The 23,688-nt window shown below is 38.0% G+C and carries 21 protein-coding genes; 3 read left to right on the top strand and 18 right to left on the bottom strand.

What is annotated here, in order from left to right:
* The 16 genes from pyrR to uvrB form a co-directional block, all read right to left on the bottom strand.
* Nucleotides 1-522 carry a bifunctional pyr operon transcriptional regulator/uracil phosphoribosyltransferase PyrR gene (gene pyrR / locus HMPREF2963_RS05710; protein WP_003072874.1) on the bottom strand — a complete coding sequence of 174 codons (522 nt, stop codon included), beginning with the start codon at nucleotides 520-522 and terminating at the stop codon, nucleotides 1-3.
* 232 nt (nucleotides 523-754) lie between these two features.
* On the bottom strand, nucleotides 755-3,004 hold the full coding sequence (locus HMPREF2963_RS05705) for a pneumococcal-type histidine triad protein (protein ID WP_261786511.1): 2,250 nt from the start codon (nucleotides 3,002-3,004) through the stop codon (nucleotides 755-757).
* Nucleotides 3,001-3,138: a hypothetical protein gene (locus HMPREF2963_RS09720; RefSeq protein ID WP_261786510.1), complete on the bottom strand. Its 138-nt coding sequence runs from the start codon at nucleotides 3,136-3,138 to the stop codon at nucleotides 3,001-3,003. Before HMPREF2963_RS09720 ends, HMPREF2963_RS05705 begins: the two co-directional genes overlap by 4 nt.
* A gap of 216 nt (nucleotides 3,139-3,354) precedes the next feature.
* The gene (gene whiA / locus HMPREF2963_RS05700) at nucleotides 3,355-4,266 is read right to left on the bottom strand and encodes a DNA-binding protein WhiA (RefSeq protein WP_070669183.1); all 912 of its coding nucleotides are present in this window, start codon (nucleotides 4,264-4,266) and stop codon (nucleotides 3,355-3,357) included.
* A complete protein-coding gene (locus HMPREF2963_RS05695; protein ID WP_003035601.1) occupies nucleotides 4,263-5,240 on the bottom strand; it encodes a YvcK family protein in 978 nt (325 codons plus the stop codon). The genes whiA and HMPREF2963_RS05695 overlap by 4 nt, the downstream gene beginning before the upstream one ends.
* Complete coding sequence (gene rapZ / locus HMPREF2963_RS05690; RefSeq protein WP_003068901.1) at nucleotides 5,237-6,127, bottom strand: RNase adapter RapZ; 891 nt, start codon at nucleotides 6,125-6,127, stop codon at nucleotides 5,237-5,239. Before rapZ ends, HMPREF2963_RS05695 begins: the two co-directional genes overlap by 4 nt.
* A gap of 154 nt (nucleotides 6,128-6,281) precedes the next feature.
* Nucleotides 6,282-6,704, bottom strand: a complete 423-nt coding sequence (gene ndk, locus HMPREF2963_RS05685) for a nucleoside-diphosphate kinase (protein WP_070669180.1) — start codon at nucleotides 6,702-6,704, stop codon at nucleotides 6,282-6,284.
* 77 nt (nucleotides 6,705-6,781) lie between these two features.
* Nucleotides 6,782-7,732 carry a CPBP family intramembrane glutamic endopeptidase gene (locus HMPREF2963_RS05680; RefSeq protein WP_070669178.1) on the bottom strand — a complete coding sequence of 317 codons (951 nt, stop codon included), beginning with the start codon at nucleotides 7,730-7,732 and terminating at the stop codon, nucleotides 6,782-6,784.
* On the bottom strand, nucleotides 7,732-8,370 hold the full coding sequence (locus tag HMPREF2963_RS05675; RefSeq protein ID WP_070669175.1) for a TIGR01906 family membrane protein: 639 nt from the start codon (nucleotides 8,368-8,370) through the stop codon (nucleotides 7,732-7,734). The genes HMPREF2963_RS05680 and HMPREF2963_RS05675 overlap by 1 nt, the downstream gene beginning before the upstream one ends.
* A complete protein-coding gene (locus tag HMPREF2963_RS05670) occupies nucleotides 8,360-9,133 on the bottom strand; it encodes a TIGR01457 family HAD-type hydrolase (RefSeq protein ID WP_070669173.1) in 774 nt (257 codons plus the stop codon). The genes HMPREF2963_RS05675 and HMPREF2963_RS05670 overlap by 11 nt, the downstream gene beginning before the upstream one ends.
* A 93-nt stretch (nucleotides 9,134-9,226) precedes the next feature.
* A complete protein-coding gene (locus tag HMPREF2963_RS05665; protein WP_070669170.1) occupies nucleotides 9,227-9,853 on the bottom strand; it encodes an NUDIX hydrolase N-terminal domain-containing protein in 627 nt (208 codons plus the stop codon).
* Nucleotides 9,840-10,580, bottom strand: coding sequence for an acyl-[acyl-carrier-protein] thioesterase (locus tag HMPREF2963_RS05660; protein ID WP_070669168.1), 741 nt, complete (start codon nucleotides 10,578-10,580; stop codon nucleotides 9,840-9,842). Before HMPREF2963_RS05660 ends, HMPREF2963_RS05665 begins: the two co-directional genes overlap by 14 nt.
* A gap of 3 nt (nucleotides 10,581-10,583) precedes the next feature.
* The gene (gene hemW, locus HMPREF2963_RS05655; RefSeq protein ID WP_070669166.1) at nucleotides 10,584-11,714 is read right to left on the bottom strand and encodes a radical SAM family heme chaperone HemW; all 1,131 of its coding nucleotides are present in this window, start codon (nucleotides 11,712-11,714) and stop codon (nucleotides 10,584-10,586) included.
* A 202-nt stretch (nucleotides 11,715-11,916) separates the two neighbouring features.
* Nucleotides 11,917-12,468, bottom strand: coding sequence for a DUF1697 domain-containing protein (locus HMPREF2963_RS05650; RefSeq protein ID WP_070669164.1), 552 nt, complete (start codon nucleotides 12,466-12,468; stop codon nucleotides 11,917-11,919).
* A gap of 36 nt (nucleotides 12,469-12,504) precedes the next feature.
* Nucleotides 12,505-13,002 (bottom strand): GNAT family N-acetyltransferase, encoded by a 498-nt coding sequence (locus HMPREF2963_RS05645; protein ID WP_070669162.1) that lies wholly within the window; start codon nucleotides 13,000-13,002, stop codon nucleotides 12,505-12,507.
* 22 nt (nucleotides 13,003-13,024) lie between these two features.
* Nucleotides 13,025-15,013, bottom strand: coding sequence for an excinuclease ABC subunit UvrB (uvrB, locus tag HMPREF2963_RS05640; RefSeq protein WP_049476359.1), 1,989 nt, complete (start codon nucleotides 15,011-15,013; stop codon nucleotides 13,025-13,027).
* Nucleotides 15,014-15,207: 194 nt separating this feature from the next.
* On the opposite strand from uvrB, the gene HMPREF2963_RS05635 reads away from it, so the two are divergent.
* From HMPREF2963_RS05635 to HMPREF2963_RS05625, 3 genes are all read left to right on the top strand, one after another.
* The gene (locus HMPREF2963_RS05635; protein WP_070669160.1) at nucleotides 15,208-17,385 is read left to right on the top strand and encodes an ABC transporter substrate-binding protein/permease; all 2,178 of its coding nucleotides are present in this window, start codon (nucleotides 15,208-15,210) and stop codon (nucleotides 17,383-17,385) included.
* Nucleotides 17,385-18,125 carry an amino acid ABC transporter ATP-binding protein gene (locus tag HMPREF2963_RS05630; protein WP_003032251.1) on the top strand — a complete coding sequence of 247 codons (741 nt, stop codon included), beginning with the start codon at nucleotides 17,385-17,387 and terminating at the stop codon, nucleotides 18,123-18,125. The genes HMPREF2963_RS05635 and HMPREF2963_RS05630 overlap by 1 nt, the downstream gene beginning before the upstream one ends.
* A gap of 374 nt (nucleotides 18,126-18,499) precedes the next feature.
* The gene (locus tag HMPREF2963_RS05625; protein WP_070669158.1) at nucleotides 18,500-20,035 is read left to right on the top strand and encodes an ATP-binding cassette domain-containing protein; all 1,536 of its coding nucleotides are present in this window, start codon (nucleotides 18,500-18,502) and stop codon (nucleotides 20,033-20,035) included.
* A gap of 117 nt (nucleotides 20,036-20,152) precedes the next feature.
* Here the strand turns inward: HMPREF2963_RS05625 and HMPREF2963_RS05620 are convergent, their stop codons facing one another.
* On the bottom strand, nucleotides 20,153-21,901 hold the full coding sequence (locus HMPREF2963_RS05620) for an ABC transporter ATP-binding protein (protein WP_070669156.1): 1,749 nt from the start codon (nucleotides 21,899-21,901) through the stop codon (nucleotides 20,153-20,155).
* On the bottom strand, nucleotides 21,891-23,627 hold the full coding sequence (locus HMPREF2963_RS05615) for an ABC transporter ATP-binding protein (protein WP_070669154.1): 1,737 nt from the start codon (nucleotides 23,625-23,627) through the stop codon (nucleotides 21,891-21,893). Before HMPREF2963_RS05615 ends, HMPREF2963_RS05620 begins: the two co-directional genes overlap by 11 nt.
* Nucleotides 23,628-23,688: the final 61 nt, after the last annotated feature.

Genomic DNA, 23,688 nt, shown 5'->3' with positions numbered 1-23,688 from the left:
TTATAACCCCTCCGCAATCAAGACACGGTCTTGACCATCCTGTTCTATCATTTCCACAATAATTTCTTCTGTTCGACTAGTTGGAATGTTTTTGCCCACATAATCTGCTCGAATCGGCAATTCACGGTGTCCGCGGTCTACTAAAACAGCCAGGCTAACACGTGACGGACGTCCCAAACTAACTAAATTATCAATAGCGGCACGAATGGTGCGTCCTGTATAGAGCACATCATCCACCAAGATAACTTCATGATCTGTAATATCAACCGGAACGTGTGTCGTATCTTCTTCCACCTTAAAGTCATCACGGAATGGTTTAGTATCCAACTCACCGATAGGTACATTGACCTTTTCAAGCTGTGCCAACCGTTCCTGAATCCGTTGGGCAATGTAAACCCCCCTGGTCTTAATACCAATCAAGACAATCTTGTCTAGCTCTTTGTTGCGTTCGATGATTTCATAAGTAATGCGTGTAATAGCACGTTTCATTGTCAAACCATCAACAACTTCTTTCGTTTTCATAGAAAGCCTCCTTAAAAATAGAAAAAGTCTCCTTCACAAGGAGACTTCAGAAAATCTAGGCAAGCACAGAGAAACTACCAACAGCCTCACTGTGCGACACCATCTTATACTTTGACTCCTTGTCTGCCTCACGGGACAGATTTAAAGGATTATTTAATTTTTATAACTATATCACAAATTCAAAACTATTTCAAGAAAAAATTGCATTTTTCATTTATGGAGTTAATAAAGATTATTTCTCAGCTATTTTATTCGCTGTTGAACCATTTTGTCTTTCTTTTTCTGCTAGTTTTGTTTGCTCATTTTTTGAATTATCTTTTTCGGAAGTTTTAGATGTTTCCGATGATGGCTTAGTCGTATCTTTTGACTCTGCCTTCTGCTTGCTAGAAGCTTCCTCAGAAGATGCAGCCGGCTTATCAGCTTCTCTTTTGTCTGACTTACTGCTAGTTTCTACAGAAGGAGCTGGTTTATCCGAATGTTCTTTCTCTTTTTCAACCGCTTCCTTAGGCTGCTTATCCTTTTGAGCCTCCTTATTTTTTTCATCTTTTGCATCAGAGGTATTATTGTTAATACTACCGCCTTGAACAGCTGTGAAATATTTCGCCAAAGCCTTTGGAATTCGTTTTTCATTCAATTCAAGTTCTTCTTTTGAAATATGATTATAACTAACATCGATATAAGTAACTGTGGTATTTGGTTTTTGAAGTGATAATGTTGTGATTTTATTTTTAGTAACATTCAAATTTTCTAAAGCTGTAAACTGATTTACACCTTCCAAATTTTTTAGTTCGTTCTCACCTAAACTCAAATTCTTTAAGGAAGTTTGAGTACCTTGAATCGTTAAAGAATTGATATTGTTTTGATTAGCAGAGAATGTCACTAAGTTCTTCGCAACTTCAATACCTGTAAGCGAAGTCAAGCGATTACCATTCATACTAAGAGTGGTTAAATTTGGATTTGACTTCAAAAAGTCCAAGCTTCGAACATTTGAATTGTCAACGGTTAATTCTTCGAGGTGCGAAGCTTTCAGTGTATTGATATCCAAGTTAGGATTATGTGATAAGAATAGCTTGGTTAATTCTGCTTTTTGACTCAAAGCAGATACATCCTGCAGTTGATTATACTCTAAACTGACTGCTTTTAATCTTGATAGATGTGTTAACGCAACAATATCGGAGATGTTATTATAATCAAGATTCAATGATTCTAGATTCTTTAGCTGAGCCAAAGGTGCAATATTACTGATATTATTTCCTGCTGCTGCGACCGTTTTAAGATTTGGATAATCCTTCAAGAAAGATAAATCGGAAATACCATTCTGTGAAATATCCAGTCCTTCTAAAGTTGGCATTTCTTTTAAGAAATCGTAGTTAGTAACCCCTGTTTTTGTCATCCAAAGTTGCTTTAGGTGCTTAAATTGCAAAACAGGTCTAATGTTTTTAATAGGTGTAAAACCAATACCAAGAACTTCAAGATTTGGCATGAGATGTAAACCTTTGCGTTCAAGAGGATCTTTTCGCTGACCAATATTTAAGTATTTGACAGTCGCTAACCATGCTTTCATTTTTTCCAAATCTGTTTCATTTGAAGGAAATGGTGTGTCGGCAGTGGCATGTAAAATATCTTCAATGATTTCATCATCAAATCCTAACGCTTTTAAAGTTGCCATACCAACTTTATCATGAGCATGTGGATTACCGTGAGGATCAAACGGCTTGCTAGTATCAATTTCACTAATCAATGTCGAATGTTTGTGATCGCCATGTGGATAGAGGAATACCTTTCCTTTTTCCGTATCAATCACTTCAATTAAGTTTTCATCTATTCCTAATTGCTGAGCCAAATAAGCCTTTTTCTTTGCAATTTCTTCATCTTCTTTAGAAGGTGCTGGAGATGGTGGTGTCGGTCTTTTTCTACCGTAATACGCATCTTCAGCATCCTTTTTGTATTCTGCTGGAATCAAAGATTCCCACGGTGAGCGAATCAGCTGTTCATAAGGAATAAAATGTGTATGCCCATTATGATCTACTAACAAACCAGCAGGTGTCTTTCCTGTTATTCCCTTGCCGTTAAACAAAAATCCATCACTCGTTGGAAAATCAATCCCCGCAAACTGACGTTTATCTGTCCCCTGATGTTTAGGAGTAGATGGTGTCGGTGTATAATTTGGCTGAGAAATCTGTCCTGCACCATTTCCAGATGGATTTGGACTATAATGTTGGCCTTCATAACCATTTCCCAAAGAATGTTTCCAAATGTAATGATAATGGTCTCCATGGCGGACAACATAACCATACTGATCCTCTGAAACGATATCTTTAGGATTAAAAATATAGCCATCATCCACAGTTCCTGTTTGATTTGTCAATTGAGGAGAGGTAGCAGGTGCTTGCCCGTCTTTTGGAATCAGATAAGCCCATTTGCTATTTTTTAAATCAGAATAAAAAATAAAATGTGTATGCCCATCATGATCTAAAATCAAACCATCGCTTGTTCTAGCTTTAATTTATCCTTACTATTTGAGTGATTAGACGAACGCGAATGACAAGCAGTCAAGCAAAGATTACAAGCTAAAATAATTCCCGCTAATGTTAAAAGTTTTTTATTGTATTTCATATTAGTCTCCTATTTATTTAACTGGTTTATATTTAACTAGTTAAATATAACACACAAATAGGATGTTGGCAAGAGGAAACATAAAAAAAGTAAAAAAGTTAGAATCATTTGACTAGAAAAACGATAACATCAGACTTGCTATTACTAATCAAATACTTTTTTACAACATTTTTATATTTATTTAATCTATAATATATAGATTATTGATACTGATTTTCACAGTTCATTTGCAATTTTATTGATTTTTCTCAAACGATGATTGACACCACTTTTCGTCAGAGGCTTACTAAGACTATCTGCCAATTGCTGAATAGAATAATCGGGGTGGTTGACACGCAGATAAGCGACTTCCTGTAAATCAACAGGCAAACCCTCTAAACCAATTGTATCAATAATCTTGCTAATATTGTGAATGGTTTTCATGCTAGCCGTTACTGTACGAGCAATATTGGCCGTTTCCACATTATTTGTTCGATTTAAGTCATTCCTAGCCTCCCGCACAAGTTTGAGTGATTCAAATTCTGTCATTGCTTTCATAGCACCAATCACAATTAAAAAGTCCATGATGTCCTCAGCCCGCTGCAGATAGGTCACCGAACCTTTTTTACGTTCAATTGTTTTCGCATCCAACAAAAATTTTCGCATTAAGGTTGCTAACCCTTCGGCATGATCAGAATAAACCGACAAGATTTCCAACTGATATTTTCCTGACTCTGGATCGCGCATACTGCCACTTGACAGAAAAGCCCCACGCAAATAAGCTCGGCTAGCTTCGTCATCTGATAAAATAGCTTGATCAATACCTGCTTCAATTCCAAAAAAAGAGTCTGCCAAGTGCAAATCAGCTAAAATTTGTTCCACACTTTCATTTAAAAAAACAGTGTAAACACGATTTTTCCGAAGATTTGTTTTTTGATGATGGCGAATATCAGACTTAACGTGATAAAAAGCTGCCAATAATTCATAAATATGGCGAGCAATTTTTGCATTCTCTGTTGTAACGGATAATGTCAAACCTTGATTAGCAATTCCTAAGCTCCCTGACATTTTAATAATTGCAGATAATTCCGTTTTGTCTTGCCTACCTAGACCAAGCAATTCTTCTTTCACTTTAATAGTAAAACTCATTTACGCACCTGTATGATCTTCATCAGTTCATCTACCACAGACTTACCGTCATGAAAAGCTCCGCCATTTTCCAAGCGAAGAAAATTAGACGAAATGACACGAGGAACTTGTTTTTTCAGGCCTTGAAAATCATGTTCAACTTGCACTAAATATTCATCAAATTTATTAGAATTCATATATTCTTGAGGAACTTGCTCAATGTTCACTAAAACCGTGTCAATAAATGCTTTCCCAAGATGACGATGCAAAACAGCTACGTGGTCACTATCTGTGAAATGCTCGGTTTCACCACGCTGCGTCATAATATTACAAACATAAGCAATCTCTGCTTGGGTTTCCAAGAGCGCTTGCCCAATTTCTTCTATCACCATATTGGGTAAGATAGAGGTAAACAATGATCCCGGTCCTAAAACTACCATATCACTTTCTAAAATTGTCTGCACCACTTTGCGACTAGCAGTTGGTTTTTGGTCATTATAGGTGTTGGTGACATAAACTCGTTCAATCATACCTTGGTGCTCTGCCAAATGACTTTCTCCAGCCACCTCACTTCCATCCGTAAATACTGCATGAAGCGTCAAAGGTGTATCACAAGACGGATAAATCTTGCCAGTTGTGTGGAAAAACTTGGTCAACAGCTGCATAGCATTATAAGTCGAACCCTGCATTTCTGAAATTCCGGCAATAATCAAGTTTCCAAGAGGATGTCCAGCTAAAGCACCGTCTTCTTCTGCAAAGCGATATTGAAAGACTTTTTCATAAAAACGAGGCATATCCGACAAAGCCACCAAAACATTTCGTAAATCACCTGGTGGTGTTAATTGCTGAATGTTTTTCCGTAATTCACCTGAACTTCCTCCGTCATCAGCGACTGTTACAATGGCTGCAATATCTACATCTTTCTTACGCAAACTGTCTAAAATCACAGAAATTCCTGTACCACCACCGATAACAGCAATTTTAGGTTTTCTCATGAACGGTTTACCGTTTCCTTTCTACGGTCTTTATCTCGATGAGACGAATGAACAGTCCAATCATTAGCCAAATCATCGGCTAAACGTTGAGCAAAAGCGACACTTCTGTGTTGACCACCTGTACAACCGACAGCAATTGTCAAAACAGACTTTCCTTCTTTTTTGTAACCCGGCAAAATAGGCTTGATAAGTGCCACTAAATGTTGATAAAATTCTTCTGACTCCGTATGATTCATGACATAATCATAAACTGCTTTATCAAGCCCTGTTTGATTGCGGAGTTCTGGTTGGTAATAAGGATTTGGTAAAAAACGCACATCAAAAACAAGATCCGCGTCTAACGGGATACCGTATTTAAAGCCGAAACTTACCACTTCAACGCGAAATGATTGGAGTTTTGTTGAGTCCGAGAAATGCTCAGAAATTGTTTTACGTAATGCACGTGGTGTTAAGTCAGTCGTATCTACCACATTTTGGCTCATGTTTTTTAATGGTGCAAGTAATTCCCGCTCTAATTTTATCCCGTCTAAAATACGCCCATCTGCCGCTAAAGGATGGCTACGTCGTGTTTCCTTGTAACGAGCGACCAATTCTGTGTCTGCTGCATCTAGAAATAAAATTTTAAAATCAAGTCCATCGTTATTTTCAATTTCATCTAAAACTTGTTGAATTTCCGAAAAGAAAGAACGACTGCGCATATCCACAACCATGGCAATTTTGTCATTGTCTTGCGTTGTTTCAACCAACTGCAAAAATTTAGGAACTAGCGTAGGAGGCATATTATCAATCGTAAAATAGCCCAAATCTTCAAAAGACTGGATGGCTACAGTCTTTCCTGCCCCACTCATTCCTGTCACAATTACTAAATGAATTTTTTTATCTGACATATCTCCTCCTTGATACAACAATCAATTTCAATATCCTAAAGTATCGTCAATTCTTTTTTATTATAACATACCAGACGTGAATCTTATAATAAAAAAGAGAGAATAACAGCGATTAATGTAGTTCTTCTCTCAATTCACATTTATATTTATTGCTTCATTCTTCATCGAACCAAAGGGCAATTTCTCGTTTGGCTGACACTTCAGAGTCTGAACCATGAACAACATTTTGAATCGTTGCACCATCCTCAGCTGCTTGCGCAAAATCCCCACGAATCGTCCCTGGTAGAGCTTCTTCTGGACGGGTTGTCCCCATCATGTGACGCCAACCTGAAATCACTTGATTACCCGATAGCACACCAATAATCAAAGGCCCACTTGTCATATACTCACGAATTGCGGGGTAAAACTCTTTTGTTAATAGAGCTTCATAATGCTGATCAATTATATGGTTTGGAACATTCGTTCTCATTTCTAATCGTTCAATTTTATAACCACGTCGTTCCACGCGCTTCAGTACTTCTCCAACCAAACCACGTTTTATACCATCTGGCTTTATAATAAAAAATGTTTGTTCCATGATTGACACACTCCTCTTTTATTACCTTTATTTTATCATAAATGAAAGAAAGTTGAAAGTCTTTTCAAAACTCTCTTTTATAAATGCCTTATCAATGTCAACGACGTTAGACACATAAAAAATACGAAGAGCCAAAACCAGACCGAGCGGAAAGCTTGCCGATATGTTCCTGGATATGCACGATTTCTCCGTACATACCTTTTTATATCTGTTTTATTTTTTAATAGGAAAATGACTGCGATGCTTGCACCAATTAGCAGGATAAACAAATGCAAGGCACCTCCTACATCGTCTGGCAAAAAAGAATAGAGATAAGTTAATCCTTCTCCGATAACTAAATTGTTAAAAATATGAAAAATCATTGCCCAGAAAATAGAATACTCCAAGGTCACATAAGAGAAGATCATTCCAACAAAAGTTGCAAAAACGAACTGCGGGAGATTACCATGAAACAAACCAAATAAGAGTGAAGACATCAGAATTGCAAAGATTTTTCCATATTTTTCAAACGTTCTTAAACCTGCCCCACGGAAAATCAATTCTTCTGAAACAGGTCCAAAAAAGCTTGCATACAAAAACATAGAAACACTATCTGAACCTGCCGAAGCTGATTCGACAGCTTTAAGCATAGTAAAACCAAATAAATTAAAGATTGTTTCAAAAATCTGATTAAATAAGACGAACCCTAATTGACCTAGAAGCAAGAAAGATAAGACTATCCCAAACGTTTTTGAAGTCATGGATCTTTTCTGCATTCGTAAATCAGACTTAAATAATTTTCCATCCCGATACAGCCAAAAGATAAAAACTCCTGCACAGACAGCAATCAAATAATAACTGCCGTCTCGTTCCATAAAATTTTCCGTTACTTTTTGAATTTTTTCAAGATTGCCAGAATAACGAATAGCTTGAAATAAGGTTACAATCGTTTGATAAATCAGACTAATCATTGCCATTACGGCCACATATAGTAGACATAAAGCAGAGAATAAACCAATATCTTTTCTTGCTTGCTGATTTGTTTGCATCAGTTTCCTTTCTTTTTCAAATAACTTTTTTTACTCCAGCTATAGAGTAATAATGCGAATCCTTCATAAAAGGCAAAAAATAATAGAAAAGTATGGCGGAAAAATTCTTCCGGTAAAATCCAAATCACTGGATCTTTCACAGGATCAAAGAGCCAAGTATTGTCTCCGACAAATAAAATCTTATGAAAGAGAGTAAAAAACGCATCAAATCCGATCCCAAATGCGATAGCTCCAACAATAATTGGCAGGCAAACAATACTCAAAACGGCCTTTGAAAAAACCGATAAATAACCTTTTTTAATTATATGTTTTACAAATAAATAAACTATTGGTAAGGTTGCTAGGAAAACAATCTGAACCAGATGAAAAAGATATTTCACAGTTTGGAAATGATGCAATCCTGCTGCTGATGAGTGAAAATCGGGCATTGAGAGTTTTTGCTGGAATGGATTGGTTAGGTAATTCATCAAAATATTAAAATTGTACTGAATCGTTGTAGATTTGAGATAAACTTTATTTTCTAAGTGTAACCAAGAAATTTCCAAAGGATAAAACAACCAAGTGAGATAAATTGTCAACAAAATTGCGGTTGCCAAGAAACAAAACATACTCAGCCAAAATATTAGTTTAGTGCGCATCAAAATCCCACTCCGCTAAGCTAGAAAGTACATAATCTGGTTGGATTGGTAAGTCTGCTACCTCTTCTGGACGAGTAAAACCAGTTGTCACCAAAAGTGTAGGGATGCCATTATCAATCCCAGCTCGAATATCCGTAAGATAGTTATCACCAACCATAATTACCTCTTCACGTGGCAACCCAAGGTGTTCAACAGCTTTTTCCATAATAATAGCATTCGGCTTACCTATATAAACAGGTTCTACACGAGTTGCGACCTCAATTAAAGTAACAATAGAGCCCGCTCCGGGCATAAGACCACGCTCTGTCGGAATATTAAGGTCAGGGTTGGTTCCTACAAAATGGGCTCCCTTTTGGATAGCTAAAGTAGCAATCGATAATTTTTCATAATCTACTTCCCAATCCAAACCAACAACTACATAATCCGGATTGTCGGTGTCTTCGATATAACCAGCTTCTGAAATAGCATTTTTAAGTCCAGCCTCGCCGATCACATAGACTTTCTTTCCTAGATTTTTATCATTTAAATAATCAATCGTTGCCAAAGTTGCTGTATAAATCGTTTCAATAGGTGTTTTAACATTGAATTGTTCCGCCAACATAGCCTGAACAGTCTCAGGTGTACGTGTTGTATTATTCGTCACAAATAAATATGGAATCTTGCGCCGTTGCAACTCATGTACAAAAGCTTCACCAGCAGGAATACGTTCTTTTCCTTTATAAATTGTTCCGTCTAAATCAATTAAATAGCCTTTATAAGTCACTCATTTTCTCCTCTAATTTAAAAGCTTAAATACTCCTCTAATCTATATAAATTGAAAATAGTTTTCTATTTCAACTTTTAAATCTATACTTTATTAATCAAATCGGGTTTCCCAGTTATTGGATGCCTGCGCCTCAAAACACATTGCAATTTGTTGAGTAGTCGTTTTAGATTCAGATAATGCTGGCAATGCATCTAAAGCGAAATAACCACAAGCTATCGTCTCAGCATTTGCTCTAAACTCCCCACCTAAGCTCGTACACAAAACAAATATTTTGGTAATGTGATGTACTGAGGTAGAGTTTCCTGGATTATTTTTATGTTTATCTAAAACGGCAATCAGTTTGTCTGCCTGAACTTCTAAACCTGCCTCTTCTCTTACTTCTTTTATTGTATTGTCCTTTACAGACTGATCCACATCACACCATCCGCCCGGCAAAGCCCATAGTCCGTTTTTTTCTTGAACAAGCAAAATCATATTGTCTTTAAAAATTGCTGCACGTGTATCCAATTTCGGTGTTTGATAACCCGTTTCATCGCAAAACAGCTCTTTTACTTTTTCAAGTGGCATACCAGAAGGAGTGACTAGCATTTCAGCTGCAATCTGACGAATCTCCTGAAATCGCTCAATATCAAATTCATCCTTGCTATAGGCTAATCCATTTTGTGCTAAAGTTTGCAGACGAGTTGCCCATTCTAACCATTTACTATCTTCTGTCATCACAACTTCTCCATATTATACTTGCCTGGGCATTGATATCACCATCGCTAGAAATCTGATGATTACTCTCCAAGCCCTCCAAATCATAGCTAGAGGTAATTTGTCCGCCAGGTCGTACCTCCTTGACATACTTAAGATGAATTTTTCTAGGAATATGTTTCATGAGAAAATCTGCACCCATAACCTCAAAAATCCAGTCCAAATACTTACTGTTATTAACATGGCCGTTCATATCTAAATCGTAAAAACGGACATGGTAATCTTTGCTAATTGGTTCTTTCAAATCTGGATACTTCGGTCCACGAATCAATTTTTTAGAAAACTCTGCTTCATAAGGTGCAACAATCTTTGGCTCTACTGCATGCACTTTTCTACTATCTCTATCCATAAGGACAAAAGTAGCCAACATATTAATAATAGCATTTCCCGCTTCATCATAAATAGTAAACCGACGATAACAGAATAAACGATTATATGACAAAGCTTCTGTTTCAATCGTCATTTCTTCCCCAAATTTAGGCAGCCGTACTACATCAATATCATAATCCGTGATAATCCAGACTAGATTATACCGCTCCAGCATATCCTTGTCACTGATGCCAAGCTCGATCGACTGCATCCCCGATACCTGCAAGGACAGCAGGATAACATCTGGCAGCTTGATATGGCCGTTCATATCTGCCATATCAAAAGGAATTTTCATTTTCATTTGATAAGTTAAGCCCATGATTTACTCCAATATAAATTTCTCAGCAACCGTATCGCCCAAAAAGAGGCCTTGTTTGGTCATGCGCACGATATCTCTGTCTGGCACTAGCAAGCCCTGCTCAGTCAGTTCAGCCACAACAGCTCCGTACTGGTCTTCAAAGGAAAGACCGAATTTTTCCTCGAAGCGCTTTTTAGATACACCTGACTTCTTGCGCAATCCCAAAAACATTTCTTCTTCCATCATCTCTTGCTTGCTAAGGTGTTCCTCACTCACACGGGCATTACCTTTTTCGACTGCCTCTAAGTAATGACGGATGGGACCGTGATTCTTGTAGCGAACTCCATTGACATAACCAGATGCTCCAGCTCCAACACCAAAATATTCCGCATTGTCCCAGTACATAAGATTATGTCGACTCTCAAAACCTGGCTTAGAAAAGTTGGAAATCTCATAGTGCTCAAAACCAGCTTTTTCTAACTCCTCAATGATGTATTCAAACATCTCTGCTTCCAAATCTTCTTTAGGCAGAGGGAGTTTTCCACGTCGCATCCGATTCATAAAAACCGTGTGATTTTCTAAAATTAAGCTGTAAAGACTCATGTGAGGAATATCTAGCGCAACAGCCTTGGCTACATTTTCTCGTACATTATCCATAGTTTGCTTGGGCAGCGAATAGATCAGATCAATCGAGATATTGTCAAATCCAGCCAGCTTCAGATTGACGATGTTTTCATAGATATCTTTTTCTAAATGACTGCGACCAATTTGCTTGAGCATGCGATCGTCAAAAGTCTGAACACCTAAAGATACCCTATTCACAGGTGAAACCTTTAAAACAGCAATCTTATCCGGATCCAAATCCCCTGGATTGGCTTCAATAGTCAGTTCTTCTAACAATGACAAATCCAGCTTTTTCGTCAGCTCTGTTAACAAAAACTCCAGCTGCTTCGCTGAAAGAGCTGTCGGTGTCCCACCACCGATATAAAGCGTCTGTAAATGCTTTATATCATAAGAAGCATATTCTTGAAGCAAGTGCTCTAAGTAGGCGTCAACTGGCTGATTTTTGATAAAAACCTTAGAAAAGTCACAATAATAACAAATTTGAGTACAAAACGGAATGTGTACATAGGCAGAAGTTGGTTTGGTATACATAGCATTTATTATAGCATAATTTTAGTATATAGATGTTTCAAAGTTCACACTAAAATACATAGGTCTCTTATCAATATATTCTTACTCAACAACGAAAATACCATAAGTGTTAAAAACGTTCAACTTAATTCGTTACTTCAACTTGAACTTTTTTCAAATAATAAATTTGTTAGCAAAAAGGAGACCAAAATCTATCAATTATTCATTTTTGAATTGTACCTACCAACTCCACTATCTTCTGGAAAGTCTTGTCGTTTCGGATGGTTAGTTGCTTGTAGAAACTGGACTTGAGCAGTTTTTTATGATAGTTGGACTTGAGATAGTCCGCTTGGTCAGCATTGCTATAAAAGAAAGCTGTCTGCCCAAAATGCAGCTGCTCCTTGTCGTTCGCCCAACTGCCTGCCAGCTCATGAACGCTTTCCCTGTCTACCTCTGGCAGATAAAAGAGAACATCTCGCCGAAAGGCTGTTTCATCCTGCCACCAAGCAGGCAGATTGTCTGTTTCTTTTTGAAGTATGGCAGAGCTGACAAGGACAAAAGGCAGGGGAAAATCATAAGACCGACTGAAATAAGCAGTCAAGCTCTCCCGAATCCTCTCCTCCTGCTCCTCGCTATCAAAGAAAAGATTGCCGCTGTTGATGTAAGAAACTGGATTTTCAAAACCCAACCCAGCCAAATCTTTCTTCAAATCAGCCATAACGACCTTGTTTTTCCTGCCGACACTGATGCCACGAAGCAAAAGTGCATAACGCATATGGTGCTCCTTACAAATATATCTATTATTTCCAAACTAACTCTTAGAATTTCTCGAGTAGATCATTCGTTTTTCTTTCACGGCTTTTCCTAGGTCAACGCTCTTTTCCTCACCGTCAAAAACAAAACCCATTTTTTCATAAAAAGCGATAGCACGTTTGTTATCTTCTAAAACCCATAATAAAATCTCTTGATAACCATCCAAGGCAGCAAAAGCGGCCTGTATGAGCTGCCGTCCTACACCCTTGCCATAATAAGCTTTTAAGACATACAAGGCGAAAATTTCACCCGCTATCGTAGCTGGATCTCGAAAATCACCGTAGCTAACAAAGCCAACCACTTTAGCATCATCCAAAGCGATCAAGGTATTTTCAGGATACTTTTGACTATAAAATCGGCACTTATCTAAAGTCATCTGCTCTTGAAATTCCGCAGGTAAAATCTCATCATAAGCTTCACGCCATGTCTGCCAATGAACTCTGGGCTTCCCTTCTATCTCCTCAGCTGTTTCCATTGCTTTGATAGTGATGTCCATTTGCTTTCCTCCTTGAAATCCCTCAGTCCATCGCCTTTATCTCTAAAATCATATCGCGAATCTGTGCAGCCAGTTCGAAGTCGAGAAGTCCTGCAGCTTCTTGCATCTGGCCTTCCAGTTTCTTGATCATATCCCTGCGCTCTTGCTTGTTGAGGCTTTCGATTTCAACGACTTCTTCTTTGTCTGGCAGGACAGATTTGGTTACACTGATCAGGTCACGAATTTCTTTCTGGATTGTTTGCGGTACAATACCATGTTCTTCATTATAAGCCATCTGAATTTGACGGCGGCGAGCGGTCTCGTCCATAGCCTTCTGCATAGAGTCAGTCACCGTGTCAGCATACATGATGACATGACCCTCACTGTTGCGGGCAGCCCGACCAATGGTTTGGATCAAACCACGCTCATTTCGTAAGAAACCTTCTTTGTCTGCATCAAGGATAGCAACCAGACTGACCTCTGGTACATCAATTCCCTCACGCAGCAGATTGATCCCGACCAGGACATCAAAGACACCCAGGCGCAAGTCACGGATAATCTCAGTCCGCTCCAATGTCTTGATATCCGAGTGCATGTACTTGACTTTAACTCCCATTTCTTTAAAATAATCTGTCAAATCTTCTGCCATCTTTTTAGTCAACGTTGTGATAAACGTTCGCTCATTCTTTTCAACACGCGCATTGATTTCGCCTAAAAGATCATCTATTTGTCCCATAGTCGGACGCACTTCGACTGCTGGATCCAGAAGCCCAGTTGGTCGAATAATCTGCTCAATTACTGTATCCGTTTGTTCTCGCTCATAGTCACCCGGTGTCGCAGATACATAGACAATCTGATGAACATGACTTTCAAACTCCTCCCGACGCAGCGGACGATTGTCCAAGGCAGACGGCAGGCGGAAACCATAATTGACCAGCATTTCCTTCCGCGAGCGGTCACCATTGTACATCCCTTTAATCTGCCCCATCGTCATATGACTTTCATCAATCATGATGAGAAAATCATCTGGGAAGAAATCAAGCAAGGTATAAGGCGGCTCACCTTCGCTGCGCCCATCCATGTGACGAGAATAGTTCTCAACACCGTTCGTATAGCCCATCTCACGGAGCATCTCAATATCATACTCCGTACGCTGTTTCAATCGTTGGGCTTCCAAGAGCTTTCCTTCCTTTTCAAAGATAGCCAGCTGTTGCTCCAGCTCGGCCTGAATCTTGGCAATGGCAATCTCCATATTTTCGTCATTTGTCATAAAGTGAGTAGCTGGGAAAATTGCTAAATGATCCACTTCACCCAAAACTTGTCCCGTCAACGCTTCTACTTCTCGAATACGGTCAATTTCATCACCAAAAAATTCTACTCGAAAGGCATGCTCATCACGAGAAGCCGGAAAAATTTCTACTACATCACCACGCACCCGGAATTTCCCCCGCTGAAAATCAATATCATTACGCTCAAACTGGATATCTACCAGATCATTGAGTAGCTTATCTCGGGAAATTTCTAGACCAGGACGCAAACTGACCACGCTATCGGAGTATTCCTTAGGAGAGCCCAAACCATAAATGCAGCTGACTGACGCCACAACAATCACATCGTTGCGCTCCAAGAGAGCAGAGGTTGCTGAGTGACGAAGTTTATCAATCTCATCATTGACCGAGCTATCCTTTTCAATATAAGTATCACTTGAAGGCACATAAGCCTCCGGTTGGTAATAGTCATAGTAAGACACGAAGTATTCGACCGCATTGTCAGGAAAAAACTCCTTAAACTCGCCATAGAGCTGACCAGCCAGAGTTTTATTATGAGCGATGACTAAGGTCGGTTTATTGACCTTTTGAATAACCTGACTCATAGTATAAGTCTTCCCTGTTCCTGTCGCTCCCATGAGAATTTGAGCTTTTTCACCACCTTCAATATTATCCACTAATTGCTCAATGGCTTGTGGTTGATCACCTGAAGGCTCATACTTGGAGATCAATTTAAATTTATTGTCTGTAATTCTGTTTATCATATAACACCTCTTTCTACTATTTTAACATAAGTATCATCATTTCAAATTTCTGAGCTTATTACCTTATATTTTATCCCTTAGATATACAAATCGAAAATTTACATGTCATAAAATCTAACATAAAAAACAAAAAATATTTGCCTTTTGAAGATATTTTTGATATAATTTAAAAATATTATTTAAAGGAGAGACTCATGAAGAAAAAAATCATAGCTTTTTTGTTAGCTTTACTACCACTACTTGCTACAACTAATATCCATGCAGATGCAATCAAAGTAGTATCGGATACAGCCTATGCACCTTTTGAGTTTAAAGATTCCGATCAAACTTACAAAGGTATTGACGTAGATATTATCAATAAAGTCGCTGAACTAAAAAGTTGGAACATCAATATGACTTTCCCTGGATTTGATGCAGCGGTCAATGCTGTTCAATCTGGTCAGGCAGATGCTATCATGGCTGGAATGACAAAAACCAAAGACCGTGAAAAAGTCTTCACCATGTCTGATACTTATTATGATACAAAAGTTGTCATCGCAACGACTAAAACAAATACGATTAGTAGTTATTCACAATTAAAAGGAAAAACTGTTGGGGTTAAAAACGGAACTGCTTCTCAACGTTTTTTGGAAAAAATCAAAGACAAATATAAATTTAATCTTAAAACTTTTGATACGACTGATTTGACTTATAATAGTTTGAACTCTGGTTCAATTGATGCTATGATGGATGATCAGCCTGTTATTGAATATGCTATCAAGCAAGGCCAAAACTTAAAAATTTCTATGAAAGGGGAAGCTGTTGGCAGCTTTGCATTTGGTGTCAAAAAAGGAAGCAAGTATGAGTATCTAGTAACGGAATTCAATGAAGCACTTGCTCAAATGAAAAAAGATGGTTCTCTTGATAAAATCATCTCAAAATGGACAGGATCTACAAAGGCAACTAGTTCCACTCCAGAAACTACTACTCCTGCTGGCAAAAAAGCAACTCCTGTCAAAGCAAAATATACCATTGCTAGCGACTCTTCCTTTGCACCATTCGTTTTCCAAGATAGTAATAACAAATATACTGGGATTGACATGGATTTGATAAAAGCTATCGCCAAAGACCAAGGTTTCACGATCGAAATCACAAATCCTGGTTTTGACGCTGCTTTAAATGCTGTACAATCTGGACAAGCTGATGGAATGATTGCAGGGATGTCTGTAACAGATGCTCGTAAAGAGACCTTTGATTTCTCAGAACCATATTATACTGCAAACGCTATCCTTGCCGTCAAAGAATCAAGTACAATTGCTTCTTATAAAGACTTGAAAGGTAAAACAATCGGTGTTAAAAACGGAACTGCTTCACAAACTTTCTTAACAAAAAATCAAAGTAAATATGATTACAAAATCAAAACATTCTCTGATGCTTCTTCTATGTATGACAGTCTAAACTCTGGTTCTGTGGATGCCGTTATGGATGACGAACCTGTTGTTAAATACTCCATTAGCCAAGGCCAAAAACTGAAAACACCAATCAAAGGAACTCCTATTGGAGATACTGCTTTTGCCGTAAAAAAGGGTAGTAATCCTGAATTGATCCAAATGTTTAATAATGGTTTAGCAAATATCAAAAAAAATGGTCAGTATCAAAAAATTCTTGATAAGTATTTAAAGAAATCAAACTCAAATACTAGCTCTTCAGACAATACAGTTGATGAAACAACCATTTGGGGGCTCCTCCAAAATAACTACAAGCAATTGTTAAGTGGTCTTGGAATTACTTTGGCACTCGCACTTCTGTCATTTGCAATCGCTATGGTCATCGGAATCATCTTTGGGATGTTTAGTGTAAGTCCTGTTAAAGCACTCCGCATTATCTCAGAAGTCTTCGTAGATGTTATTCGTGGGATCCCACTTATGATTCTAGCAGCCTTTATCTTCTGGGGCATCCCAAACCTTATTGAATCAATGACAGGCCATCAAAACCCAATTAATGATTTTGTAGCTGGTACGATTGCTCTTTCACTCAATGCTGGAGCTTATATTGCAGAAATCGTTCGTGGTGGGATTCAAGCTGTTCCAGCTGGACAAATGGAAGCCAGTCGCAGTCTTGGTATTTCTTATTCCAAGACAATGAGAAAGATTATTCTGCCACAAGCAACAAAAATCATGTTACCAAATTTCGTCAATCAATTTGTGATTGCTTTGAAAGATACAACAATTGTTTCCGCCATTGGTCTTGTCGAACTTTTCCAAACAGGTAAAATCATCATTGCTCGTAACTACCAAAGTTTCAAAATGTATGCTATCCTAGCAGTTTTTTATCTGATTATCATTACTCTTTTGACTAGACTTGCAAAACGCTTAGAAAAGAGGATTAAATAATGGCTAAGTTAAAAATTGATGTCAACGATTTACATAAATACTATGGGGAAAATGAAGTTCTAAAAGGAATCACAACCAAATTCTATGAAGGGGATGTCGTTTGTATCATCGGACCTTCAGGTTCAGGAAAATCAACCTTTCTTCGCAGTTTAAATCTCCTTGAGGAAGTAACAAGTGGAACCATCACTGTGGACGGATTTGATTTGACCAATAAAAACACAGATGTTGATCTAGTTCGTGAAAATATCGGTATGGTTTTCCAACACTTCAATCTCTTCCCTCACATGACCGTTTTAGAAAACATCACCTTTGCACCTGTCGAGCACAAACGAATGACACAAGCCGAAGCTAAAAAACTCGGTATGGAGCTATTAGAAAAAGTCGGTCTCTCTGATAAAGCTGATGCCATGCCAGATAGCCTCTCAGGTGGACAAAAACAACGTGTTGCAATTGCACGGGGACTTGCTATGAATCCTGATATTATGCTCTTTGACGAACCTACTTCTGCTCTTGATCCTGAAATGGTTGGAGATGTTCTCAATGTTATGAAAGAATTGGCCAAGCAAGGCATGACTATGATTATCGTAACTCATGAAATGGGATTTGCTCGCCAAGTGGCAAACCGTGTTATCTTTACGGCTGACGGAGAGTTTTTAGAAGACGGTAAACCCGACCAAATCTTTGATAATCCACAGCACCCACGTCTAAAGGACTTCTTAGATAAAGTCTTGAATGTGTAATAACACTCCATCCCGAAAATTGTTTCGGGATTTTTTATATTCCTATTAATTTATTCCCGATTGAAAACTTAACTCAGGTCTCTTTTGACATTAAATCACTTTTTTGTTATATTAAAATCAATGAAATTCGGAGGTAAGGAGCTTATGTACAAAAAATCTATTGCTTAAAGGAAACTTTATCTAGTAGATTTTTTGTTGTGCTCTTGCTCATTTTCAAAGAAGACAGTTTTACTTCTCAAGGCTAAATATATCCATCGCAAACTACTTGCTTTGCAATATTTGTTAGCAACCCAAAAGCAAAAACAGCTCTACTAGGTAAATAGGGCTGTTTTTCTTAGCTCTAAAATGACAATGAACATCATAAGGGGACATATATGCTACAAATTCGACATTTAACCATTACACATTTAAAAGACTTCAAAAACATGGTTAGTGATTTGTCACTCACTGTTAATACAGGTGATAAAATTGCCCTTATCGGAGAAGAAGGAAATGGAAAATCTACTCTTCTCAAACTACTCATGAATGACGCACTTGTTTCGGACTATGTTAGTTATACGGGAGAGATTCAAAAAAGCTATAATCGTTATGCTTATTTGCCGCAAAGTTTACCTAAAAATGAAAGAAAACTCTCCCTTAACGACTATTTTTTTGGAGATGTGGAAGTAGACCTAGATTACAACAAACTTTACCGCTTTGCACAAGAATTCCATTTTGAGAGTGAACGTTTTACTAGCCAGCAAACAATGGCCTCTTTATCTGGTGGCGAACTATTAAAAATTCAACTTTTAAAAATCCTCTCTACTGATTGGGACTTTCTCTTTTTAGATGAACCTTCTAATGATTTAGATCTAGATACTCTGATATGGCTAGAAAATTTTCTCCAAAATACACCTCGAACAGTTATCTTCGTTTCACATGATGAAAGTCTTTTGAGCCATGTAGCGACAAAAATCATTCATTTGGAATTGATTAAGAAAAAACAGGAAGCTCGAACGACTGTTCGAAATCTTGATTATGAGAATTATAGCCAAGAGAGACAGGAGACATTTAAAAAGCAAACAAAAGATGCAAAAAAAGAACGAGAAGAATATCAAAAAGCAATGGCAAAACACCAGCGAGTCAAACAAAGTGTGGAGCATGTCTTGCGTCATACTCATGACAGCACAGCTGGTAGATTACTAGCCAAAAAAATGAAAAATATTCTCTCGCAAGAAAAACGTTTTAATCGAGAAGCCACTAAAATGACAGAGTTACCAACACAAGCAGATGCTATCATTCTGGAATTTCCTACCATTTCCCCTCTCCCATCGACAAAAAGAGTACTTACTATCCAACAAATGTGTTTAAAGATAGAAGAACATATCTTAGTACGAAATATTAACTTTGAACTTTTGGGACAGGAGAAGATTGGGATTATTGGTAAAAATGGTGTCGGTAAATCTACTTTTCTCAAAGAACTGCGACATCTACTGAAAGAAAAGAGAGGCATTACACTAGGATATATGCCTCAAAACTATCATGATATTTTAAACGAAGCCGATTCTCCAATAGATTTTCTAACATCTACAGGAGAGGCTATTGAGCAAGAAAAAATCCTCACACACCTAGCCAGTCTACAATTCACACGCAATGAAGTACATCATCCCATTTCTCAACTGTCTGGTGGACAAAAGGCCAAATTGCTGCTGCTAAAAATGGTATTAGATCAGGCAAATGTCTTGTTGCTAGATGAGCCGACACGTAACTTTTCTCCTACTTCACAGCCACAAATTCGAAAACTTTTTACAAGCTATACCGGAGCTTTTATTACTGTTTCTCATGATCGTACTTTTCTAAAAGAAGTCTGTCAGAAAATCTATCATCTGACTGAAACTGGACTAGAGCAAGTAAGGAAAGAACAATTATAAGTTTTGAAAACTATATGACAGTTTACACTAAAAACAAGATGTGGGAAAATGTGATAACGATCCTTTGAATTTGTCTCAAATAGTATATCATTCCCTAAGTTTTTCCATTTGTTAATTTTAAATACCCAAACTTCCCTGCGCTGTCTGCATTTGATAATACATACCTTTCGCTTGCATCAACTCCTGATGACTGCCATGTTCGACAATATCACCATCAACCAAAACCAAGATGATATCTGCATTTTGAATAGTAGACAGACGATGAGCAATGATAAAACTGGTTCTTCCTACCATTAGATTATTAAAAGCTTTTTGAATAAGCGCTTCGGTTCGTGTATCAATGGATGAAGTTGCTTCGTCTAAAATTAAGATTTTAGGTACAGCTAGAAAAACACGCGCAATCGTCAATAACTGCCGTTGTCCTTGTGATAAAGAGTCACCTGCGTCCGCTAGATAAGTGTCATAACCATTCGGTAATTGCTGAATAAAAAAATGTGCATTCGCTGCTTTAGCAGCTGCTATCACTTCTTCTCGACTCGCTTCTGGTCGCCCAAAAGCAATATTATCATGGATCGTAGTCTTTTTCAGCCACGTTTCTTGTAACACCATGCCAAACTGCTGGCGGAAGGACACTCGAGTATAATTTGTAATATCTCGATCGTCTAGTTTTATCTTGCCCGCATCTACATTATAAAAGCGCATCAGAAGATTGATCAAGGTAGACTTTCCTGCGCCAGTTGGACCAACAATAGCAACTTTACTTCCCGCAGGAATCGTCATATTTAAATCATGAATCAAGGGCTTGTTTTTTTCATAACCAAAACATATATGTTCAAAACGAATAGCTCCCAAGACTCCCCCGCTTACCAGTTCTTCCGTTCCAATTTCTATAAGTTCCTTTTCATCTAAAATCATGTACAAGCGCTCTGCACAAGCAAGGGCGCTTTGTAATTCGGCCATGACAGACGAAATATCGTTGAAAGGCTTGGTGTATTGGTTGACATAATTTAAAAATGTCACTAATTGTCCGACCGTAAAGCTAGAGCCGTTGATGATACGAGCTGCACCAAATCCTACAATCATCGCATAGATAAGAGCATTTACAAAACGCGTTGCTGGATTGACAGTCGAGGAATAGAAAATCGCTTCCTGAGAATAATCCGCATAGCTTTCATTCCCCTTTGTAAAGTTCGCAATGAACTGCTCTTGAGCATTAAAACTTTGAATCAAACTTTCCTGAGAGAGACTTTCTTCGATAAATTGTGTCTGAAGCCCCCGAGCTGTTGTCTGTTTTTGAAACAACTTATAGCTTTTACGAGCGATAAAGTCTGCAATTAGCATGGATAAAGGGGTTAAAAGCAAGACTAATATCATCATGAAAAAGTCAATCCTTGCCATTGTCACAATCGTTACAAAAATGGTCAACACACCCACAAAAAACTGATTGAAGACCATGAGCAGACCATTATTTAGCTGCTCCACGTCCGTCGTCAAGCGGCTCACTAAATCACCACTCCCTTGACGATCAAGATAAGCTAAGGGAAGGCGATGAATCTTTTGAATGACAGCATCCCGAAGTTTCTGACTATAGCTATAAATTAACTGATTATAGATTAAAGGATTAAGCCACTGAATTGCTGTATTAGCAACAATCACCATGCTCATTTTAGAAAGAATTGGAAACAAATGCTGACTTGCATCGGGAAGTAAAACACTATCAACTGCATTTCCAATTAAAATCGGCAAATAAATGGTCAAGGCAACCTGAATAATCGTTCCAACTGTGGCTAATAGGACAAGCCAACGTTGCTGTAATAAGTCACTTGCAAGGCGTTGCAAACTACTTTTAGAATATCTAGTTTTCATGCTTTTCCTCCCTGCTATGTTGTGAGAGATGAATTTCTAGATAAATATCGCTCGTTTGAAGCAAATCTTCATGTGTGCCAAGAGCGACCTGTTGTCCTTTATTCAAGACAAGTATCTGATCAGCTGCACGCAAGCTATTGGTTCGTTGAGAAATTAAAATCAAACTTGTGTTTTTTAATTCTCCTTTAATAGCCTGCAATAGTTTAGCTTCTGTTAAATAGTCAAGTGCCGAAGTAGAATCATCCAATACAAGAAGAGGAACTTTTTGTATTAGAGCTCGCGCAATCGTCAGCCGTTGACGTTGACCACCAGAAAAATTTCGACCAAATGCTTCTACTACAGCATCTAGCTGACCTTCTTTTTCCTGTACAAAGTCACTAGCTTGCGCAATATCAAGAGCCCACCAAAGCTGTTCATCACTCATATCACCATCCAATCCCAAAGATAAATTTGAGCGAATGGTTCCTCGAAATAATTCTGCCTTTTGTGGTACTAAACTTATCCAAGAACGCCATTCTTTCAGATTTCGAGGACTTCGATTATTTTTAAAAATAGCCAACTGGCCTGCATCTGCCTCATACAAATGTGCCAACAGCTGCACTAAAGTTGATTTCCCTGCTCCTGTTCCTCCAATCACTCCCAAAGTCTGACCAGATGGTAAATCAAACGAAATATTTTCTAATGCTGGACGAGCGGCTTGTGGATAGGTAAACGTAACATTTTGAGCAGAAATAGATTGATCACTCACAGAGTAAACAATCGGTAACTCTGCCAGAACATCTTCTCCCTCCTGTTCGAAAACCTCTTGGATTCGTCCAGCGCTGATGTAACTTTGGTTCAAAGAAGTAATGAGCATCGCCAATTTCAACAGTTCTATCAAAATTTGCAAAAGGTAATTGACCAAAGCAACTAATTTCCCTTGCGTCAGCAAATCCTGTCCAATAGCCAGATGACCATGCCAAATAACCATGATCAGCGTACTATTTACCACTAAAAAAGTCAACGGACTAATCAAGCTAGACAATATTCCTGTTTTTATCTGCCAAGTCTTATAATTTTCATTGATATTTTGAAATTCCTGAATTTCTTTAGTTGTTTGTCCAAAAGCACGGATAACACGCACACCTTGTAATTGTTGACGTGTCATACTGACAATATTATCTGTAATCCGACGAATATTAGCATAAAGTGGATTGACGAAACGTGACATGATGTAGATAATAGCGGTTAAGACTACAACCATCAGCAAAAACCACAGCGTAATACTTGGACTAATCAAAAATGCCATGATGATCGAGCCAAAAACAATAATCGGCGCACGTAAAAACAGACGAAGAAATTGATTAATACCAGTTTGAATTTGATAAGTATCACTTGTCAAACGAGTAACCAAACTAGATGCTGTCAGGTTATCTCGCTGAGCTTTTGGCAAACGCATAATTTTTTGATATAAATCTTTGGTCAATTGACGCGTAAATCCTACCGCTGCTCTTGAGGAATAATATTGGGCAACAATCGCCACCCCAACACCAAACGATGCTAGGACAACCAATAAAAAGACCATGATATAAAGATGTGTACTATCTTTTTCAGGGATTATTTGGTCAACAATTGTCGCAATCAAAATTGGCACCATTAATTCAAAACTGGCTTCTAACAATTTAAAAAGCGGTCCTAACAGGGATTCCCTCACATAACCTTTAAAATATTTCAATAAATCTTTCATGAAATCTCTTTTCTCATCTAAAACTAGTTCTATTTTATCATAATCTACCTTGCTCTGCGAT

This window comes from Streptococcus sp. HMSC067A03, from assembly GCF_001814295.1.
GTDB classification, from domain to species: domain Bacteria; phylum Bacillota; class Bacilli; order Lactobacillales; family Streptococcaceae; genus Streptococcus; species Streptococcus constellatus.
This window is presented reverse-complemented; position numbering and strand designations above follow the sequence as displayed.

Coding starts and splice junctions, on each gene's coding strand:
- pyrR (WP_003072874.1), bottom strand. CDS start 522: ATGAAAACGAAAGAAGTTGTTGATGGTTTGACAATGAAACGTGCTATT.
- HMPREF2963_RS09720 (WP_261786510.1), bottom strand. CDS start 3,138: ATGAAATACAATAAAAAACTTTTAACATTAGCGGGAATTATTTTAGCT.
- whiA (WP_070669183.1), bottom strand. CDS start 4,266: ATGAGTTTTACTATTAAAGTGAAAGAAGAATTGCTTGGTCTAGGTAGG.
- HMPREF2963_RS05695 (WP_003035601.1), bottom strand. CDS start 5,240: ATGAGAAAACCTAAAATTGCTGTTATCGGTGGTGGTACAGGAATTTCT.
- rapZ (WP_003068901.1), bottom strand. CDS start 6,127: ATGTCAGATAAAAAAATTCATTTAGTAATTGTGACAGGAATGAGTGGG.
- ndk (WP_070669180.1), bottom strand. CDS start 6,704: ATGGAACAAACATTTTTTATTATAAAGCCAGATGGTATAAAACGTGGT.
- HMPREF2963_RS05680 (WP_070669178.1), bottom strand. CDS start 7,732: ATGCAAACAAATCAGCAAGCAAGAAAAGATATTGGTTTATTCTCTGCT.
- HMPREF2963_RS05675 (WP_070669175.1), bottom strand. CDS start 8,370: ATGCGCACTAAACTAATATTTTGGCTGAGTATGTTTTGTTTCTTGGCA.
- HMPREF2963_RS05665 (WP_070669170.1), bottom strand. CDS start 9,853: ATGACAGAAGATAGTAAATGGTTAGAATGGGCAACTCGTCTGCAAACT.
- HMPREF2963_RS05660 (WP_070669168.1), bottom strand. CDS start 10,580: ATGGGCTTAACTTATCAAATGAAAATGAAAATTCCTTTTGATATGGCA.
- hemW (WP_070669166.1), bottom strand. CDS start 11,714: ATGTATACCAAACCAACTTCTGCCTATGTACACATTCCGTTTTGTACT.
- HMPREF2963_RS05650 (WP_070669164.1), bottom strand. CDS start 12,468: ATGCGTTATGCACTTTTGCTTCGTGGCATCAGTGTCGGCAGGAAAAAC.
- HMPREF2963_RS05645 (WP_070669162.1), bottom strand. CDS start 13,002: ATGGACATCACTATCAAAGCAATGGAAACAGCTGAGGAGATAGAAGGG.
- uvrB (WP_049476359.1), bottom strand. CDS start 15,013: ATGATAAACAGAATTACAGACAATAAATTTAAATTGATCTCCAAGTAT.
- HMPREF2963_RS05635 (WP_070669160.1), top strand. CDS start 15,208: ATGAAGAAAAAAATCATAGCTTTTTTGTTAGCTTTACTACCACTACTT.
- HMPREF2963_RS05630 (WP_003032251.1), top strand. CDS start 17,385: ATGGCTAAGTTAAAAATTGATGTCAACGATTTACATAAATACTATGGG.
- HMPREF2963_RS05625 (WP_070669158.1), top strand. CDS start 18,500: ATGCTACAAATTCGACATTTAACCATTACACATTTAAAAGACTTCAAA.
- HMPREF2963_RS05620 (WP_070669156.1), bottom strand. CDS start 21,901: ATGAAAACTAGATATTCTAAAAGTAGTTTGCAACGCCTTGCAAGTGAC.
- HMPREF2963_RS05615 (WP_070669154.1), bottom strand. CDS start 23,627: ATGAAAGATTTATTGAAATATTTTAAAGGTTATGTGAGGGAATCCCTG.